Source organism: Agarivorans sp. QJM3NY_29, from assembly GCF_050870835.2.
Lineage (GTDB): Bacteria > Pseudomonadota > Gammaproteobacteria > Enterobacterales > Celerinatantimonadaceae > Agarivorans.
The window spans coordinates 4343916-4361668 of sequence record NZ_CP194036.2 but is presented as its reverse complement, the minus strand read 5'-3'; the positions used below and the strand labels follow the sequence as shown (position 1 = coordinate 4361668).

The window sequence follows — 17753 nt, the reverse complement described above, 5'->3', positions numbered from 1 at the left end:
ACCGTTAACGCCCCTAAAACAACTTGGGGCTACTCCACATAGGAAATAAGCGAGTTTCGCTTCATGATTAGAATCACCTCATTGAGGATTGTAAATTACACACCGCAGGGCAAGTCGATGTTAGCAGTTCGTTTGGTTGCGTACAATGGCTCGAACTCGGACTTTTGTTATTTCAGTTGGGCTTGTGGGATTGATGGCGTTTATTACTTTGCTAGTTTGTAGTGAGTAACAACAGATTTATATTTCATTAAATGAATAACATTATTGGCTTACCGCAATTGGTGTTTAAACCAAAGTTAGGCTCCTATGCATAATGGTTGCAATTTGGTGTTTTCACATAGAGCTAAAAGTTTCACAAACTGCCTCTTAAGGTGGATCTCAGTAAGTAGTATTGTTTTTACATATTTTTCCGTGTGTAGCAAACACAAAAAAGCCAAAGTGAAATTAACCACTTTGGCTTTTTAATCAATAGCTTATGAACGGGTGTTTAGTTCATGCCGTATTTTTTTAGTTTTTTGCGTAAAGTACCGCGGTTGATACCTAACATGATTGAAGCACGGGTCTGGTTGCCGCGGGTATATTGCATAACTACGTCAAGCAACGGGGCTTCAACTTCAGATAGTACTAATTCGTACAATTCAGACACATCTTCGCCATTTAACTGGGCAAAGTAGTTGCGCAAAGCTTGCTCAACAGAATCGCGCAATGGACGTTCTTTCACTTCAGTACTCGTAGCACTGCTAGTCATAGTAGAAAGTGTGTTTGTGGTGGTATTTGAATCAAACATACTTGACGCTCTTTTTATTTAATTAATGATCAACAATTATTCGAAAAACTGCTCAATTGCGGACGTTTGTGCCAGGGCTGATTCAAGCTGGTTAAACTGACAACGAAACTTGTCCGTGTCCGCGATTTGCTTCAAGTACCAGCCCACATGTTTGCGGGCGATACGAACCCCTTGGTACTCCCCATAAAACGAATATAGGTTGTCTAAGTGGTGAAGCATGACTTCCTTCACTTCTTCAACCGCAGGAGCACTTAAGTGCTCGCCACTGGTTAAGTAGTGGTTAATTTCTCTGAAAAGCCAAGGGTTACCTTGAGCTCCACGACCGATCATGATGGCGTCCGCGCCAGTGTAATCCAAGACATGCTTGGCTTGCTCCGGTGTGGTGATGTCGCCATTTGCCACAATAGGTATCGAGACTTCTTGTTTTACTGCTTTTATGGTGTCGTATTCAGCCAAACCTTTATACATACATGCTCGCGTCCGACCATGAATTGCTAGGGCTTGAATTCCCGCCGCCTCTGCAAGTTTGGCAATCGCCAAAGCATTGCGATGTTCGGGTGACCATCCAGTACGGATTTTTAAGGTCACTGGTACATCAACGGCCTGTACAACAGCATTAAGGATTTTTGCGACTAGTTCGGGTTGCTGTAACAACGCCGAGCCAGCTAATTTTTTATTTACTTTCTTTGCTGGGCAACCCATGTTGATGTCAATAATTTGCGCACCATTTGCCACATTGTGCTGGGCAGCTAGCGCCATCAATTCTGGATCCGCTCCAGCTATCTGAATACTGCGTATGCCGCATTCATCTAGGTGAACCATTCGGTTCAGCGATTTTTTGCTGTTCCATACCCGAGGGTTACTCGACAACATCTCTGAAACCGTAAGCCCCGCGCCTAGGCGCCAACACAAACGCCTAAAGGGTTGATCGGTAATGCCAGCCATGGGTGCTAATATCACCGGATTGTCCAGTTGATAACGACCTATTCTCATGACTCGCGTTCTTCTCAATCTCAGGGCGGCGTAGTTTACGACTTTTTGAGCACGCTGAAAAGGCTATTATTTGAACATTTCTTAAAAAAAAAGCTGGATTTTTAGTTGGATAATATGGCAGGAAGCTCGGTAAAACGAGGAACCTACCACATAAAAGGTGAACTTAGCGCTTTATTCCGCTTAAACGACACCATTCTTGATCAAGAACAACGGCATCCATATCACATTGTGTTTGGTAGGCTGCTAATACCGCTTCGCTTTGTTCTTCTAAGATGCCTGAGAGCGCAATGCTGCCCTTCGGTTTTAAGTAGGCAAGAATGATATCCGAAAGTTCTTTGAGTGGCCCAGCGAGAATATTAGCCACCACTATGTCGGCTTTAAAGTCGCTGGGTTGATCTTTGGGCAGGTAAAGTTCGAGTTTTTCGGCCACAGCATTACGCTCGGCGTTATCTTTACTGGCCAGCAGCGCTTGAGGATCAATGTCGATGCCAACCACCCGCTCGGCACCTAGTTTGATGGCTGCAATGGCGAGGATGCCACTACCGCAACCAAAGTCGACCACGGTTTTACCACTGAGATCGAGCTGGTCGAGCCATTTTAAACAGAGAGCAGTGGTGGGGTGGGTGCCTGTACCAAAGGCAAGTCCAGGGTCTAGCAGCACATTAACGGCCTTGGGATCGGGCACATCGGTCCAGCTTGGGCATACCCATAGGCGTTCGCCAAACTGCATCGGGTGGAAGTCTTTCATCCACTCGCGCTCCCAATCTTTATCCTCAAGTTGGTCGAGTTTGTAGTTGTTGTCATCCACGACTTTGGCTTGACGCAAAAAGTCGAGAACTGGTGCCATGTCGGCGGATGCATCATACAAGCCTTGCACGTCGGTATCGCCCCAAAGTGGTGTTTCTCCTAATAGGGGCTCAAATACAGGGGTGTCATGACGGTCTAAAAAGGTGACGGCTTGGCAGCCGGTCTCCATTAATAAGTCGCCGATCTGTTCGGCACTGTCTTTTGTGGCGTTAATTTTTAGCTGGATCCAAGGCATCGTCCGCTCCTCTAGTCGATTAGCCGGCCAGTGTACTGCGTTAGATTGTGCTTAGCATCTAAAAATTGTGTGGGTGCCTCAGTCTAATTGGCTCTGCTTAGTCTATGGTTTCGATACTGTGAGCGCTTATAAAGCAATTGCAGGCCCCGATAACAGGCTACGAGCGCTAAAAATAGCGAAGGAGTATTAGAGAGTAGACTGAGTAGCAATACTGCGCTTGCTAAATAGGCAAAGGGGATGAATTCGTAGAGCGCTTCTGGCAGTACTTTATGTTTAGTAATAAATGATTTGCGGTCGCGGTCGTCTCGCCGATAATTTGAGCGTATCACCCAAATGAGAGCGCCCATGGCAAATAGTATTGCACCGCCAAGATTGGCTAACCATGGGTCTAGCAATAAGATCGACCCGGTACCAGCAGATAAATAGCCGCTAGGAAGTAATTCGTATATAACTTTGGGTAGCATTGAACACTCCTATCTGTTGGTTGATACACTTACTTAAATATTAGTACTTCCCAAAGAAAAGGGTCGTACGCAGTTCTTGGTTGTAAAATTTGCTTCATTTATGGTTGTGCTCTTTTATTTGCGACTGAGCTGCTTTGGGCTTTCTGCCAAGCGTAGCTGCGATAGCGATGTCGCAGATACAGTAGTTGTGTGCCGCGATATAAGCAAAATACGGCAAGAATATAGGCCCAAATATGCTGTTGGCTGGAAATAAGACTTAAGGCGATACCAATTAAAAAGAAGGGGGTAAACTCGTATAAAGACTCTGGCAGAGTGATGCGTTTCGAGAGAGTGGTTACCTCATCTAAACGGCGGCAGTTGGAGCGCATTACCCAAACGATGGCCCCCAAACAAAATAGCAATATACCGCCTGCGATTCCAAGGGTAGAGTCTAGCCAGATCACTGAACCTGAGCCAGCAGTCAGGTAAAGGCTTGGCAGTATTTCGTATATTGGCTTAATAATCATGACCTAAAGCTATCAGTCCTTGATTCAGTAATAAAAACATCAATAATCTATGCGCCACTCAATTTGAGTTACCGCATTCTTAGTGTAAGCCATAAATATAGATGCCGCCGTTTACAAATGCCATAACGCTTAACCTGAGTGTAACAATTGCCTTACACTTATGCGACGCAGCTCGAGTGTTTAGCCACGCGATATGTATACCCGATGGCTTGGTTTATTTAGCTAATAGTCAATGGTTCAAAGCTTGGATAACCAGCATATAATCAACGTAAATCGATTTTTAATGGGATCAAAGTTTATGTTTTTAAGGGGGAATTTGGCAAAAAAAAGCCCCCGTATTAATTCGAGGGCTTGTTATTTTCTATTCGTTTACGCTTACTGAAGACCGAGTTTTTTCTCAAGGTAGTGGATGTTGGCACCACCAAATTGGAAATTTTCGTCTTGCATGATTTTTTGCTGTAAAGGCACGTTGGTTTTTATACCATCGATAACTAACTCCGATAAGGCATTTTTCATGCGTGCAATCGCAATATCACGATTCTCGCCGTAGGTAATCAACTTACCAATCATTGAGTCGTAATAAGGCGGCACTGAGTAACCGGCATATACGTGAGAGTCCCAACGGATCCCCATGCCACCCGGAGGATGGAAGCGGTTAATGCGACCCGGTGAAGGAATGAAGCTTACTGGATCTTCGGCATTAATCCGACATTCGATGGCGTGACCCGTAATTTTCACCTGATCTTGACTAAAGGACAGCGGTTGACCTGCTGCAATCCGCAGTTGTTCTTTAATTAAGTCGATGCCTGTCACCATCTCGGTGACGGGGTGTTCAACCTGAATACGGGTATTCATCTCGATGAAGTAGAACTCACCATTCTCATATAAGAATTCAAAAGTACCAGCACCACGATAGTTAATTTCTAAACAAGCACGGGTACAACGTTCACCAATGTAGCGCCGCATGTCTTCGGTAATACCCGGCGCTGGTGCTTCTTCTACGACTTTCTGGTGACGGCGTTGCATCGAACAGTCTCGTTCACCTAAGTGAATTGCGTTGCCTTGACCGTCGGATAATACTTGAACCTCTACATGGCGAGGATTTTCCAAGTATTTTTCCATGTAGACGATATCATTATTAAAGGCGGCTCCGGCTTCAGCTTTGGTCATCGCAATGCTTTGCACTAATTCACTTTCTTGATGAACCACGCGCATACCACGACCACCACCACCACCAGCGGCTTTAATGATTACTGGGTAACCAATTCGCTTGGCGATTTGAATATTTTTCTTTTCATCTTCACTAAGCGGGCCGTCTGAGCCAGGTACACAGGGAACACCAGCTTTTTTCATCGCCTTAATCGCTTCAACCTTATCACCCATCATGCGGATGGTCTCAGCTGTGGGGCCAATAAAAATGAAACCACTTTTCTCGACGATTTCAGAGAATTCGGCATTCTCTGATAGAAAACCATAACCCGGGTGAATTGCGACTGCATCGGTGACTTCAGCTGCGGCAATAATGCGTGGAATATCTAAGTAACTTTCACTTGCAGCGGGTTTACCAATACAAATGGATTCATCGGCTAATAAGACGTGCTTTAAATCGCGGTCTGCGGTTGAGTGCACGGCAACAGTCTTAATACCGAGCTCTTTACAGGCGCGCAAAATCCGTAGGGCAATTTCACCACGGTTAGCGATAACAACTTTATCTAGCATACAAATGCCTCTTTATTCGATGATGAATAGCGGTTCATCAAACTCAACAGGATTACCGTCTTCAACTAATATCGCCTTCACAACACCGGCTTTGTCAGAGTCGATTTGATTCATCATCTTCATCGCTTCAATAATGCAAAGTGTGTCACCCACATTCACTTGCTGACCTTCTTGTACAAATGGTTGTGCTTCTGGAGAAGACGAGCGGTAAAAAGTGCCAACCATAGGCGATAGCAGTTGATGACCTGATGAGGCTTCTTTTTCTGCTGGGGCTGCGCTTGGTGCGGAAACTGGCGCGGCTACGGGGGCTGGCGCATAGATTGTTTGTTGCGCAGCACCACTAAAATTGCGGCTAATGCGTACCGATTCTTCACCTTCGGTAATTTCTAATTCGGCAACACCTGACTCTTCTACTAATTCGATTAATTTTTTAATCTTGCGAATATCCATAGGGGCTCTCTTTTATCGTATTAGGTTAATTAAATGGCTACTGCTGCAACTGGGCGAGCGCAGCAGTTAAAGCAAATTGGTATCCTTGGCTACCTAGACCACAGATCACGCCTTCGGCCTTATCAGCAAGATAAGAATGATGGCGAAAGGGCTCACGTGCATGCACGTTAGATAGATGGATTTCTATAAATGGGATGTTTACACCGAGCAAGGCATCACGTAGTGCTACACTGGTATGGGTAAACGCCGCAGGGTTGATTAAGATAAAATCAACTTCTCCCATGGCTTGATGGATCCGGTTAATTAGTTCGCCTTCAGTATTGGACTGAAAATCATCAAGGCTGGCACCCTGCGCTTCGGCTTGGGTACGTAAGAGCTGCACAATATCGTCTAAAGTTTGTCGGCCATAAATTTCTGGCTCTCGTTTTCCGAGTAAGTTTAGATTTGGGCCATTGAGCAGCAAAATAGAGAATTTGTTAGACATTTTCGTTGAAAATTCTACTTAAGTTATGGAACTGGTAATTTAAGAAAGATTAGCACATTTTTTGAAAATAAATATGCTAACTAACTCTAATTTTCGATGATTATAGTGTTTTCGCAGAAAATGGCAGCATTTTTCTGGTCTAATCAGTTCGTTTCGGCAAATGAACCGGTAGTTAGGTTGCGCAACCATTTTTTCTGATTCATCCGCCAAAAACACAGGAGAGCCTTACAAACTTCTTCACTTAGAGCGATGCAATAGGCGGTTAACAGGCTAACATCAAACACTAAAATGGCAATAGATGTGGCCATTAAGCCCACGCCCCATTGGCAAAATGTATCGGACATCAGACAAAATCCATTGTCGCCACCACTACGCAGGATCCCATTAATTAACACCATATTAAATATACGGATCCAGGTGGTTGTCGCGAGTATTAATATTAACTGTCGAGCCAAGTTTAGGGTGTCACTTTCTAGGGCTCCAAATAAGTTGAGTAATGGATAGCTTAGTAACCATACCAGCACGCCAATTCCCATCGCTGCAATAGGGCTTACGATGAGCGACGCGCGAGCATCTTTCCATGCTTGAGTAAATTGGTTTACACCTAATTTATTGCCAATCATGATCGAGCAGGCAGCTGAAAAGCCAATAAAGCAAGAAATTGCGATCCCTTCAATCGGGCCAATTAAACTCATCGCTGCTAGAGCATTTGTTCCCAGTTGCCCATATAAGGTGGCATAAACAAATACCCCAATCGACCAAATACCAAAATTGATAACTAAGGGGACCGCCAGTTTGGCATAGTTGAGCCATTCGGTTTTATGGAGTTGCCAGAAGCCGATGAAACTCACCTTTAGTAGCGGGTGGTCTTGTAACTTTAAAATAACCGACAGAATCAATAGTTGTAATGCTCGAGCGACAACTGTGGCGATCCCTGCGCCGACAACGCCCATTGCTGGAATTGGCCCTAAACCGAAGATAAATATTTGATTTAATGCGATATTAGTCACGACCGCAAACATACTAATGTACAGTGGCAGTTTGGTGTTTCCGCTCGCCCGCAAGGCGGATTCAACGAGAGTGACCGGTAAGGTAAATAACAGCATCAGCGCGGTGACTTGAATGTAATCGGCACCAATTGCGATGAGCTGGGCATCGCTGCTTCCCCATTGCATAATGGTTGTTGGGCTTAGCAGCATGAGGCCAAGAGCGATAGCGGTAAACAGTAATCCTGCGTAAAACGACAGCGCTACGGTTCGGCCAATGGCGGGCCAGTTTTTTGAGCCCCAATGCTGGGCACTGAGTGTGGCACAGGCGGTAGAGAAACCGTTTAAAATAATAATCGCAACAAAAAAAGCGCGGCCAGCATAACCCACCGCAGCCACTTCGGCGTCTCCGATGGTCGCTACCATGAGCACATCGACTAAGCTTAATAAGCTGAGCAATACCGCTTGTAGCGAAATCGGCCAAGCGAGACGCCAAAACTGCTCTAACCAAGCGCGATTTAATGAATTGGGAGATGTGTGCATAAAAACCTCAAAACGTGAGCTTCATCTGATTGAAGCTATCTAGCAAGTAACGATAGACGGCAGGATCCTATCTTATTTGCTCCGCATGACACATAATTGAAGCTATCCATAATATGTTTAAAACTATCATTTATGAATCTTCGTCATTGGCAAGACAAGCTCGACATCGGCCCGCGTTGTGTCGAGCGCTTCCTCACCACCGAACGATTTTCGGAGTTGGCTGAATTACAGGTGAGTTTAGCGGGGGTTTCTTATCTTCGTGGGGAATATTTTGTGAGTCGGCGGGCACCCAAGGAGCATTTGTTGGTGTTATCGATGGCGGGGGCCGGACGCCTGCATACCCCGCAAGGCCAGCAGCGGATCGGTCCGAATGAAATGCTATTGTTACCAGCGGGAGCACATTATTCGATTAGCCTGGCGAGTCACTTTTGGCGACATAATTGGTTATTATTTTCGGCTGATCTGAGTTGGTATCGTTTCCCACCGCAAGCGAAAGTAATACAAATAGATTCTGGCCAAAGTATCGATCAGTGTTTAAAGCTATTACTGGATGAAGAAGTAAAACAACAGGCCGATCCTTTGGTTGAGGCCGCCTTAACTCAGCTACTCAAGCGTTATTTATTGCAGTTACTTAAACCACTAAAGGGCGAAGCGCCCAATCCTTTGCATAACTTAGAGCAACAGCTGCGTTCTTCGCTACATTACCCTTGGTCGGTGACTGATATGGCGCAGCGTTTGTCGGTATCAGAAGCCCATTGTTATCGTTTATTCCAACAAGAATTTCAAACCAGCCCTAAGCAATATTTAACCCGCTTGCGTTTGGAGCATGCTCGATATCTATTGCGTGAGAGCAATTGGTCGATAGAGGTCATCGCGAGTCAACTGGGTTATCAAGATGGTTTTGCCTTTGCACATCGCTTCAAAAAGTACTTTGCTATTTCTCCAGGACGTTATCGTCGTGATAAACAAGCGAATACTTAGTCTGTAGCAGGATCTCGAGTGGCGTTTTGAAAGGTTGCCAGTGTGAGTTTTGCAATTAGTTCTAGTTGTTGGATGCTGGCACCGTTGGTGGCATGTACGTTCAAACCTTGTAGTACTGTTGCTAAATAGTGCGCTAATGCTTCGGGGCTCGCGTCGGCCCTTAAGTCTTGTTCTTGTTGGGCTCGTTGAAGCCGTTGTAATAAGGCTGCTCCTGCTTGGTTACGTCGATCTTTGAGGGCTTCTTTAATGCTATTGGCTGATTGTCCACAAGACAGGGCCGCTTGTATGACAACGCAACCCTGAGGTTGTGTGGGGTCGCTAAGGTTGGTGATAGCACCCCGCAATATATGTTCAGCCACCTGATAAGCGGTTGCTTTTGCTAAGGCCGGATAGAAATAGGCGTTAGGCCGCTGCTCATAAAGTTCGATGGCTTTAAAAAAAAGCTGTTCTTTATTACCAAAAGTGGCGTACATACTGGGTTTGTTAATCCCCATGGCCTGAGTTAATTCATTTAAGGATGCGCCTTCATAACCTTTTTCCCAGAACACTTGTAGTGCAGCGGCTAAAGCTTTCGCCGGGTCAAAATTACGGGGGCGACCTGGATTGCCACAACATTTCAATGACATCAATGATCCTTAAGTTTTTATTAATCGTTCTCATCTTACCACTTTAAGCGGTTCAAACAATTAAATACCACTCGGTACAAAAAACAGCTTGAACCCGGTCACGTTTCAATACTATTATACCGAGCAGTACAAAAGGGATTTATCTCACCACATTTATTATTTGAGGGACCTGCCATGGCTTCTGTTTTCGATTTAGTCAAATTGTTCTGCATGGGCGTACTTAGTATTAGCCTCGTCGCATGTGGAAAGTCTGAGGCCGCAGGTGATGTTGCACCTCCACCACCCTCTGTTGAGGTGGCTAAGGTGTTGCTAGAGAAAATTACCGAAACAGACTTATATACCGGTCGTCTGCAAGCGCCGCAAACCGTAATGGTGATGCCACGGGTTTCTGGCTATATCGAGCAGGTGTTATTTACGGAAGGTAGTGTGGTGAAAAAGGGCGAGGTGTTATTTAAAATTGATGCCCGTGTCTTTGCAGCAGAAGTGGCTCGCTTAGAGGCCGAATTGGCCAGCGCTAAAAGTAGTTTTGCCTTAGCCAAGAAAAACTACCAGCGAGCGCAGGCCTTGAGTCGTCAACAAGCGATAGCCGATGAATTGCTCGACAGTCGGTTTTCTGCTCAAGAGCAAGGCGCTGCGTCGGTGGCCTCGATTAATGCTGCTTTATCAAGAGCGCGCCTAGACCTCGCCTTTTGTGACGTGCGTGCGCCGATTTCGGGGCGCGTTTCGAATGCTCTTATTACGGCAGGCAACTATGTCAATTTGGGTGAAACGTCACTCACACGTATTGTCTCCACCCAGCATATGTATGCTTACTTTGATGTGGATGAACAGAGCTTTCTTAAGTATCAACAGTTAACGGGTGTCTTACCACGAGCTGGAAACGCAGATAGTGTCGCGGTGGTGCAAATGGCTTTGGCGAATGAGTCTCAATTTAGTCATCTAGGGCAGATTGACTTTATTGATAATGCGTTGAGTCAAAACACTGGTACGATCCGTTTGCGAGCTCGTTTTGCGAATCCAGATGGCGCGTTATTACCGGGCATGTATACCCGTTTACGGATCGCAGGCAGCAGTAGTTATCAGGCAACATTGATCGATGATAGAGCGGTGGGCACTGATTTAAACAATCAGTTTGTATTGGTGTTAGATGAGCACAATGTGGTGCAGTATCGTCCAGTGGTTCTGGGCGAAGAGATCAATGGCTTACGAATCGTCAGCCAAGGTTTGTCGGGCTCAGAGCGGATCGTGGTAAATGGTTTACAACGAGTTCGCCCACAAATGCAGGTCACTCCGGTGGCGCGTAGCATGGCTAGTGAAGCGGTGCTCTCCACCCTGCATGACTCTCAGCGTTTATTTCAGCAACAGTATCAACGCTTAAGTTCAAATCCTGATATTTCTGCTCAGCAAGGATAGCCCCATGTTTTCTCAGTTTTTTATCAAACGACCGATATTTGCGGCGGTGTTATCGTTATTGGTGTTTATTGCGGGCGCTATTGCGGTGTGGCAATTGCCAATTACTGAATATCCGGAAGTTGTACCGCCTACGGTGGTGGTGACGGCCAATTATCCTGGTGCCAATCCGAAGGTGATTGCTGACACTGTCGCCTCTCCGCTGGAGCAAGAAATTAACGGTGTGGAAAACATGCTGTATATGTCTTCTCAAGCCACCTCCGATGGCCGAATGACCCTCACTGTGACTTTTGCCATTGGCAGTGATGTCGAACAGGCGCAAGCCCAAGTGCAAAGTCGGGTTGACCGAGCCACCCCGCGTTTGCCAGAAGTGGTGCAACGTTTAGGGATCACCACCGAAAAGTCTTCGCCTGATCTGACCATGGTCGTTCACCTGACTTCGCCAGATGAACGTTATGACTTACTCTATTTATCTAATTATGCGGCATTAAATGTTCGAGATGAGCTGGCGCGCATCGAAGGAGTGGGCGCGGTTCGTCTATTCGGTGCTGGAGAATACAGTTTAAGAGTTTGGCTCGATCCCAATAAAGTGGCGGCTTTAGGTTTAAACCCCAGCCTAATTATCACCGCGATTCGTCAGCAAAACCAACAAGCTGCAGCAGGCAGTTTAGGAGCACAACCCAGCGGCGAGTCTGACTTTCAATTGTTAATCAATGTGAAGGGGCGCTTAGACAATGTAGACGAATTTGAAAACATCATCATCAAAGTGGGTGAACAGGGCGAGATTAGCCGCTTAAGAGATGTGGCTCGGGTGGAATTAGGTGCCAGTAGCTATGCGCTGGGGTCGATGTTGGATAATAAGGATGCTATTGCGATTGGGGTATTTCAGGCTTCGGGTTCCAATGCGATTCAAATTTCGGAAGATGTACGAGCGAGAATGGTTGAATTGGCGAAGGGATTTCCGCAGGGTTTAAGCTACGCCACGGTTTATGATCCCACGGTATTTGTTCGTGGCTCAATTAAGGCGGTGGTTAAAACACTGTTTGAAGCTCTGTTGCTGGTGGTGTTTGTGGTGGTCTTGTTCTTACAAACTTGGCGCGCTTCAATTATTCCTTTGGTGGCGGTACCGGTATCGCTGGTGGGAACTTTTGCCTTCATGCATTTGCTGGGTTTTTCGCTAAACGCGCTGTCTTTATTTGGTTTAGTGCTGGCCATCGGTATTGTGGTAGATGACGCGATTGTCGTGGTGGAAAATGTCCAGCGAAATATTGCCAATGGCTTAAGCCCGGTTGCTGCAACTCAGCAAGCGATGAAGGAAGTGACGGGCCCGATTGTCGCGACCACTTTGGTTTTGGCGGCGGTATTTATTCCGACGGCCTTTATGTCTGGTTTAACAGGACAGTTTTATCGGCAATTTGCCTTGACCATTACCATTTCGACCTTTATTTCGGCACTAAACTCATTGACCTTGAGTCCTGCCTTGTCGGCCTTATTATTGAAAGGGCATGATCAGCCTAAAGACCGTTTGACTCGGGTCATGGACGGTCTGTTCGGTAAATTGATTTTTGCACCGTTTAATCGACTGTTTGATAAAGGTGCCAGCGTCTATGCGGTGATGATTAAAAAAATTATTCGCTTAGCGGCACTGGTTGGGATTATCTATGTGGCTTTGCTCGGGTTGACTGGCTATCAATTTATGAATACGCCAACCGGTTATGTACCTAGCCAAGATAAGCAATATTTAGTTGCCTTTGCTCAATTGCCCGATGCGGCATCACTACAGCGCACCGAAGCCGTGGTGAAACAAATGACAGACATAGTTCTCGCCCAGCCGGGAGTTGCGCATGCGGTGGCTTTTCCTGGTTTAAGTATTAATGGTTTCACCAATAGCCCGAATAGTGCGATTGTGTTTACGCCTTTAACTGATTTTTCTCAACGCCAAGATCCGAGTTTGAGTGCGAATGCGATTGCTGGCGCGTTGAATCAAAAATTTGCGGGCATCCAAGAAGCCTTTATTGCGATTTTCCCGCCGCCGCCAGTGCAAGGTTTAGGCAGCATTGGTGGTTTTAGGTTGCAGATCCAAGATCGCGCCAACTTAGGTTATGAAGCGCTGGCGAATGTCACCATGCAAGTGATGCAAAAAGCTTGGGCGGATCCGGCCTTAGCGGGGATATTTTCGAGTTATCAGGTGAAGGTGCCCCAGTTACAGTTGGATTTAGACAGAACCAAGGCGATGCAGCTGGGAGTGTCTCTGGATGAGGTCTTTACTACCTTGCAAGCTTATATGGGCTCGGTCTATGTGAATGATTTCAATAAATTTGGACGTACCTATCAGGTTAATATGCAAGCCGATGAGCAGTTCCGGCAGTCGCCAGAGCAGATTAGCCAGCTTAAGTTGCGTAATCGTGATGGTGTGATGATCCCCCTTGGATCGTTTATGTCAATAGACTCGGTTACGGGTCCCGATCGGGTGATGCACTACAACGCCTATACCACTGCTGAAATCAACGGTAGTGCGGCAGCGGGTTACAGTTCGGGGGAAGCGCAGGCCGCGATTGAGAAAATCTTAGCGGAGACGCTACCGATAGGGATGAGTTATGAGTGGACCGAGCTAAGTTATCAGCAGCAGCTTTCTGGGAATACCGCGATGTTTGTTTATCCCTTGGTTATTTTGTTGGTGTTTATGGTATTAGCCGCGCAATACGAAAGTTTACGCTTGCCGATGGCCATTATTTTGATTATTCCGATGACCTTACTTTCGGCAATTAGTGGGGTATTGTTATCGGGAGGGGACAACAATATCTTTACTCAAATAGGTTTAATTGTGTTGGTTGCTTTAGCCACCAAAAACGCGATCCTAATTGTCGAATTTGCCAAAGAATTGCAGGATCAAGGTCGTACGGTGATGGACGCCATCTTGGAAGCGGCTCACCTGCGCTTGCGGCCAATATTAATGACATCCATCGCCTTTATTATGGGGGTGGTGCCGATGGTCTATTCTACTGGAGAAGGGGCTGAGATGCGTCAGGCAATTGGTGTGGCAGTATTTTATGGCATGATTGGGGTCACTGTATTTGGTTTGTTACTCACCCCCTTATTTTACTATTTACTCGCGCGGCGAGTACCTAAGGTAAGCGTGGATAGTCAATCGGCAGTATTCGATGAGACTCATTTGATCGCAAAATAAGCGCTTGTTGTATCATTCACTAAAGGCAGGCTAAATCGCCTGCCTTTGTTATTACTGGACGACTGATCTTTAAGGATGGTTTACTGGCGCAGCGGGTTTATTGTCTGAAGTTAGACTGAATCAACCAGCCGTTATCGAGCAACGCCGGTTAGGGCTTTTCAGCCAGCATTTCTTGTAGGCCGCCGCCATTGACCACTTGCTGGTAGCCCATTTGTTGTAATACCTGTAAGGCGTAATTGGCCCGATTTCCTGAGCGACAATAAACGACTATCGCTTGGTTTCTGTCTGTGGTGAGTTGTTCAATATGGGCGGCGACAGTTTGATGAGGCATATTTTGGGCGCCGTTTAAGTGTCCTTGTTGGAATTCATGAGGGCTACGGACATCAATTAGCAATGCCTGTTTATCGGTGATGTATTGCCAGGCCTGCTCGGCTCGCTCAGTGGCTAAGCTGGTAAAGCTTACAACGCTACTGGATAACAGCAGCAGAATTGCCACAATTTTAGTCTTGTTCATATTTTTCCCTACCATGAAGTGAGTCCTATATAAATACATCAATTTTGATTTGGTTTCAGTTTAATCTTAAGTGACCGCGGATAGTTTGATCTGGTTCCACTACAGCAGGTTTAGCTTGGCCGCTGGATTTTGATCCCAAGCCTTGGGTTGATAGTGGTGAGCCGTTTAAATATAGGAGGTTGTTTTGTAGAAATACTAGTTTCTACGCTGTGGCTTTCTCTTATGAACAAAAAAGCCGTTTGCAGTCGATGCAAACGGCTGAATATCGCACTTAGGTTTAAGCTGCGTTCGATTTCTCCTGAATTAACTTATCAACCACCGATGGATCCGCCAAGGTTGAAGTATCACCCAAAGAGTCGGTTTCGTTGGTGGCAATTTTACGCAAAATACGACGCATAATTTTACCCGAGCGGGTTTTTGGTAGTGCTTCTGCCCAGTGCAGGATATCGGGGGTGGCAATTGGCCCAATTTCTTTGCGCACCCAAGCTTTGACCTCTTTGTGTAGCTCGGCGCTGGGTTCTTCGCCAGCCATGAGGGTGATGTAGGCATAGATGCCTTGTCCTTTAATTTCGTGGGGCACACCTACCACAGCGGCCTCTGAAATCTTCGGATGCGCGACCAAGGCACTTTCAATTTCGGCAGTGCCCATTCGGTGTCCACTTACGTTTAATACGTCATCGACCCGACCAGTGATCCAATAATAACCATCTTCGTCGCGGCGCGCGCCATCACCAGTGGTATAGGTGCCGGGGAATGTGGAGAAGTAGGTTTGTTCAAACCGTTCATGATCACCATAAACGGTGCGCATTTGTCCTGGCCAGCTATCTTTGATGATCAAGTTTCCTTCGGCGGCACCGCTCAGCTCATTGCCTTCATTATCGACCAAAGCAGGTTGAACGCCAAAGAAGGGGCGAGTCGCAGAGCCCGGCTTGAGTTCGGTGGCTCCTGGAAGGGGCGTAATTAGGATCCCGCCAGTTTCGGTTTGCCACCAAGTATCAACAATTGGGCAGCGTTGATCGCCAATGGTACGGTAATACCACTCCCAAGCCTCTGGGTTGATGGGCTCACCCACCGAGCCCATAATCCGTAGGCTACTGCGGCTGGTGCCTTCGATCGCTGCATCGCCCTGAGCCATTAGGGCCCGGATTGCGGTGGGAGCGGTGTATAAAATACTTACCTGATGTTTGTCGCAGACTTCGCTCATGCGTGCCGAAGTTGGGTAGTTTGGCACCCCTTCAAACAAAATGGTGGTTGCGCCATTGGCAAGCGGGCCATAAACCAAATAGCTGTGACCTGTGATCCAGCCAACGTCGGCGGTACACCAATAGATGTCACCTGGGTGATAATCAAAAACATACTTAAAGGTCATGGTGGCATACAGTAAATAGCCGCCAGTGGTGTGCAGTACGCCTTTGGGCTTACCCGTTGAACCCGAGGTATATAAGATAAATAAAGGATCTTCCGCGTTCATGGGTTCTGGTGGACACTCGGCGGCTTGATTTTCGCAGGCTTCGTGCCACCAAACGTCGCGCTTGTCGTGCCAGCCGACTTCTGCACCGGTTCGTTTGAGGACCACCACGCTTTTCACAAACTCACACTCGGGGTGCTCCAAAGCTTGGTCAACGTTTGCTTTGAGAGGTACACCACGACCACCCCGCAAACCTTCGTCGGCAGTAATCACGTATTTTGAATTCGAGTCGATAATGCGTCCTGCAAGCGCTTCTGGAGAGAAACCACCAAACACGATGGAATGTACTGCGCCAATTCGGGTACAAGCCAGCATGGCCACCGCGGCTTCGGGAACCATTGGCATATATAGGCAAACCACTTCACCTTTTTTTACGCCTTGGGCTTTTAGTGCATTGGAAAATTTGCAGACTTGCTCATAGAGTTCTTGGTAGGTGAGCTTGCTGTCTTCGTCTGGGCTATCACCTTCCCAAATAATTGCGACTTCGTTACCGCGTTGTTGTAAGTGACGGTCGATACAGTTAGCGCTGACATTTAGTAGACCATCTTCGAACCATTTAATGCTGACGTGTCCGGGATCGAAGCTGCTATTTTTCACTTTGCTGAAGGGTTCGATCCAATCCAGCAGTTCTTTACCGTACTTGCCCCAGAACAGTTCGGGCTGTTCAATTGATTGTTGGTACATGTCTAAGTATTGTTGATTGTCTAGTAGGCAGTCTTCAGCGATATTTGCTTTAACTGGGTACAGCTTGTGTTCACTCATGTTCCTCTCCTTGCTTCCTCATGATGAGGCGGGATATCGTCAATGACGTTTCGGATTTTGATATAAGATTCGCACTGACGTCGCGTGTCGACAATTAGACTTTTGGTTAATTATTTGTAAAGAATAGTGAAATGTTTTATTAATCAAAGTGCTTCTGATTGTTATCGGTGATAATTGAGAGCCTGCTCACGGTGCTAACCAGACCTTAGCTTGGGGAGTGCCATGGTGGGGCGGGGGCCGTAGGTTAAACGTAAATAAATCATCGCGGCGGTTATTGCATCGTCAATCGCTTGATGACGTCCCGACAGCGGAATATTCAGGCTATTACAAATATGTTCCAGGTCGAGGTTGGGACTGATCCCCACATGCTCGACATGTACCTTGTCGGCAAACATTCTGCCCACATCGATGAGTGGATTGAGTAATTTAAAACCGTACAATTGTCGACAATGGCGATTGAGAATGCGTTGGTCATAGCCGATGTTGTAACCCACGATGGCTCGTGGGCCAATAAATTTGAGCAAGGCTGGCAGAGCGTCTTCGATACGACAACCTTGCTGTAAATCACGATGACGTAGCAGGTGAATTTTAATTGAGTCACCAGCCAGTTTATCGGTGGCTTGGATCTTCGCTTCGAAGGGCTGACTAGTTAAGATTTTATTTTCATCGATCAGTACCGCACCTATCGAAACAATGTCGGCTTGGCGGGTGTCTAAGCTGGTGGTTTCCAGATCGAGCGCGACATATTGCTGACCACGATAACGTTGAAATAACTCGGCGAAGTCGCTGTGTTTATATTTACGCTGATACAGAAAACGTTGCAGCATTACT

The 17753-nt window shown here is 46.5% G+C and carries 16 protein-coding genes; 3 read left to right on the top strand and 13 right to left on the bottom strand.

The genetic code is table 11. The annotated features are described in order from the left end of the window. Positions 1-487: 487 nt before the first annotated feature. From fis to ACRRS0_RS19675, 9 genes are all read right to left on the bottom strand, one after another. Positions 488-787 (bottom strand): DNA-binding transcriptional regulator Fis, encoded by a 300-nt coding sequence (gene fis / locus ACRRS0_RS19715; protein ID WP_016402072.1) that lies wholly within the window; start codon positions 785-787, stop codon positions 488-490. 36 nt (positions 788-823) lie between these two features. Beyond that, positions 824-1780 (bottom strand): tRNA dihydrouridine synthase DusB, encoded by a 957-nt coding sequence (gene dusB / locus ACRRS0_RS19710; protein ID WP_432455887.1) that lies wholly within the window; start codon positions 1778-1780, stop codon positions 824-826. 163 nt (positions 1781-1943) lie between these two features. After that, positions 1944-2822, bottom strand: coding sequence for a 50S ribosomal protein L11 methyltransferase (gene prmA / locus ACRRS0_RS19705; protein WP_432455888.1), 879 nt, complete (start codon positions 2820-2822; stop codon positions 1944-1946). Positions 2823-2905: 83 nt separating this feature from the next. Then, positions 2906-3286 carry a hypothetical protein gene (locus ACRRS0_RS19700; RefSeq protein WP_432455889.1) on the bottom strand — a complete coding sequence of 127 codons (381 nt, stop codon included), beginning with the start codon at positions 3284-3286 and terminating at the stop codon, positions 2906-2908. A 98-nt stretch (positions 3287-3384) separates the two neighbouring features. Then, positions 3385-3792, bottom strand: coding sequence for a hypothetical protein (locus ACRRS0_RS19695; protein ID WP_432455890.1), 408 nt, complete (start codon positions 3790-3792; stop codon positions 3385-3387). Positions 3793-4167: 375 nt separating this feature from the next. Next, positions 4168-5511 carry an acetyl-CoA carboxylase biotin carboxylase subunit gene (gene accC / locus ACRRS0_RS19690; RefSeq protein ID WP_432455891.1) on the bottom strand — a complete coding sequence of 448 codons (1344 nt, stop codon included), beginning with the start codon at positions 5509-5511 and terminating at the stop codon, positions 4168-4170. A 12-nt stretch (positions 5512-5523) separates the two neighbouring features. Next, a complete protein-coding gene (gene accB, locus ACRRS0_RS19685) occupies positions 5524-5961 on the bottom strand; it encodes an acetyl-CoA carboxylase biotin carboxyl carrier protein (RefSeq protein ID WP_432455892.1) in 438 nt (145 codons plus the stop codon). 37 nt (positions 5962-5998) lie between these two features. Further along, positions 5999-6445 (bottom strand): type II 3-dehydroquinate dehydratase, encoded by a 447-nt coding sequence (gene aroQ, locus ACRRS0_RS19680; protein ID WP_432455893.1) that lies wholly within the window; start codon positions 6443-6445, stop codon positions 5999-6001. 143 nt (positions 6446-6588) lie between these two features. Then, entirely contained in the window at positions 6589-7974 is a 1386-nt protein-coding gene (locus ACRRS0_RS19675) for an MATE family efflux transporter (protein ID WP_432455894.1), read from the bottom strand. A gap of 132 nt (positions 7975-8106) precedes the next feature. Between ACRRS0_RS19675 and ACRRS0_RS19670 the strand changes: the two genes are divergently transcribed. Further along, the gene (locus tag ACRRS0_RS19670) at positions 8107-8955 is read left to right on the top strand and encodes an AraC family transcriptional regulator (RefSeq protein ID WP_432455895.1); all 849 of its coding nucleotides are present in this window, start codon (positions 8107-8109) and stop codon (positions 8953-8955) included. On the opposite strand, the gene ACRRS0_RS19665 is transcribed toward ACRRS0_RS19670, so the two are convergent. Further along, complete coding sequence (locus tag ACRRS0_RS19665) at positions 8952-9581, bottom strand: TetR/AcrR family transcriptional regulator (protein ID WP_432455896.1); 630 nt, start codon at positions 9579-9581, stop codon at positions 8952-8954. The genes ACRRS0_RS19670 and ACRRS0_RS19665 overlap by 4 nt on opposite strands. A gap of 174 nt (positions 9582-9755) precedes the next feature. On the opposite strand from ACRRS0_RS19665, the gene ACRRS0_RS19660 reads away from it, so the two are divergent. Both ACRRS0_RS19660 and ACRRS0_RS19655 read left to right on the top strand, forming a co-directional pair. Beyond that, complete coding sequence (locus ACRRS0_RS19660; RefSeq protein ID WP_432455897.1) at positions 9756-10994, top strand: efflux RND transporter periplasmic adaptor subunit; 1239 nt, start codon at positions 9756-9758, stop codon at positions 10992-10994. 4 nt (positions 10995-10998) lie between these two features. After that, positions 10999-14178 (top strand): efflux RND transporter permease subunit, encoded by a 3180-nt coding sequence (locus tag ACRRS0_RS19655; RefSeq protein ID WP_432455898.1) that lies wholly within the window; start codon positions 10999-11001, stop codon positions 14176-14178. A 148-nt stretch (positions 14179-14326) separates the two neighbouring features. Here the strand turns inward: ACRRS0_RS19655 and ACRRS0_RS19650 are convergent, their stop codons facing one another. The 3 genes from ACRRS0_RS19650 to ACRRS0_RS19640 form a co-directional block, all read right to left on the bottom strand. After that, complete coding sequence (locus ACRRS0_RS19650) at positions 14327-14692, bottom strand: rhodanese-like domain-containing protein (RefSeq protein ID WP_432455899.1); 366 nt, start codon at positions 14690-14692, stop codon at positions 14327-14329. Between the two features lie 277 nt (positions 14693-14969). Next, on the bottom strand, positions 14970-16922 hold the full coding sequence (gene acs, locus ACRRS0_RS19645) for an acetate--CoA ligase (protein WP_432455900.1): 1953 nt from the start codon (positions 16920-16922) through the stop codon (positions 14970-14972). A gap of 194 nt (positions 16923-17116) precedes the next feature. Then, positions 17117-17749: a 3'-5' exonuclease gene (locus tag ACRRS0_RS19640; protein WP_432455901.1), complete on the bottom strand. Its 633-nt coding sequence runs from the start codon at positions 17747-17749 to the stop codon at positions 17117-17119. Between the last annotated feature and the right edge of the window lie 4 nt (positions 17750-17753).

Coding starts and splice junctions, on each gene's coding strand:
- ACRRS0_RS19655 (WP_432455898.1), top strand. CDS start 10,999: ATGTTTTCTCAGTTTTTTATCAAACGACCGATATTTGCGGCGGTGTTA.
- dusB (WP_432455887.1), bottom strand. CDS start 1,780: ATGAGAATAGGTCGTTATCAACTGGACAATCCGGTGATATTAGCACCC.
- ACRRS0_RS19700 (WP_432455889.1), bottom strand. CDS start 3,286: ATGCTACCCAAAGTTATATACGAATTACTTCCTAGCGGCTATTTATCT.
- aroQ (WP_432455893.1), bottom strand. CDS start 6,445: ATGTCTAACAAATTCTCTATTTTGCTGCTCAATGGCCCAAATCTAAAC.
- accC (WP_432455891.1), bottom strand. CDS start 5,511: ATGCTAGATAAAGTTGTTATCGCTAACCGTGGTGAAATTGCCCTACGG.
- fis (WP_016402072.1), bottom strand. CDS start 787: ATGTTTGATTCAAATACCACCACAAACACACTTTCTACTATGACTAGC.
- ACRRS0_RS19660 (WP_432455897.1), top strand. CDS start 9,756: ATGGCTTCTGTTTTCGATTTAGTCAAATTGTTCTGCATGGGCGTACTT.
- acs (WP_432455900.1), bottom strand. CDS start 16,922: ATGAGTGAACACAAGCTGTACCCAGTTAAAGCAAATATCGCTGAAGAC.
- prmA (WP_432455888.1), bottom strand. CDS start 2,822: ATGCCTTGGATCCAGCTAAAAATTAACGCCACAAAAGACAGTGCCGAA.
- ACRRS0_RS19665 (WP_432455896.1), bottom strand. CDS start 9,581: ATGTCATTGAAATGTTGTGGCAATCCAGGTCGCCCCCGTAATTTTGAC.
- ACRRS0_RS19640 (WP_432455901.1), bottom strand. CDS start 17,749: ATGCTGCAACGTTTTCTGTATCAGCGTAAATATAAACACAGCGACTTC.
- ACRRS0_RS19695 (WP_432455890.1), bottom strand. CDS start 3,792: ATGATTATTAAGCCAATATACGAAATACTGCCAAGCCTTTACCTGACT.
- ACRRS0_RS19650 (WP_432455899.1), bottom strand. CDS start 14,692: ATGAACAAGACTAAAATTGTGGCAATTCTGCTGCTGTTATCCAGTAGC.
- ACRRS0_RS19670 (WP_432455895.1), top strand. CDS start 8,107: ATGAATCTTCGTCATTGGCAAGACAAGCTCGACATCGGCCCGCGTTGT.
- ACRRS0_RS19675 (WP_432455894.1), bottom strand. CDS start 7,974: ATGCACACATCTCCCAATTCATTAAATCGCGCTTGGTTAGAGCAGTTT.
- accB (WP_432455892.1), bottom strand. CDS start 5,961: ATGGATATTCGCAAGATTAAAAAATTAATCGAATTAGTAGAAGAGTCA.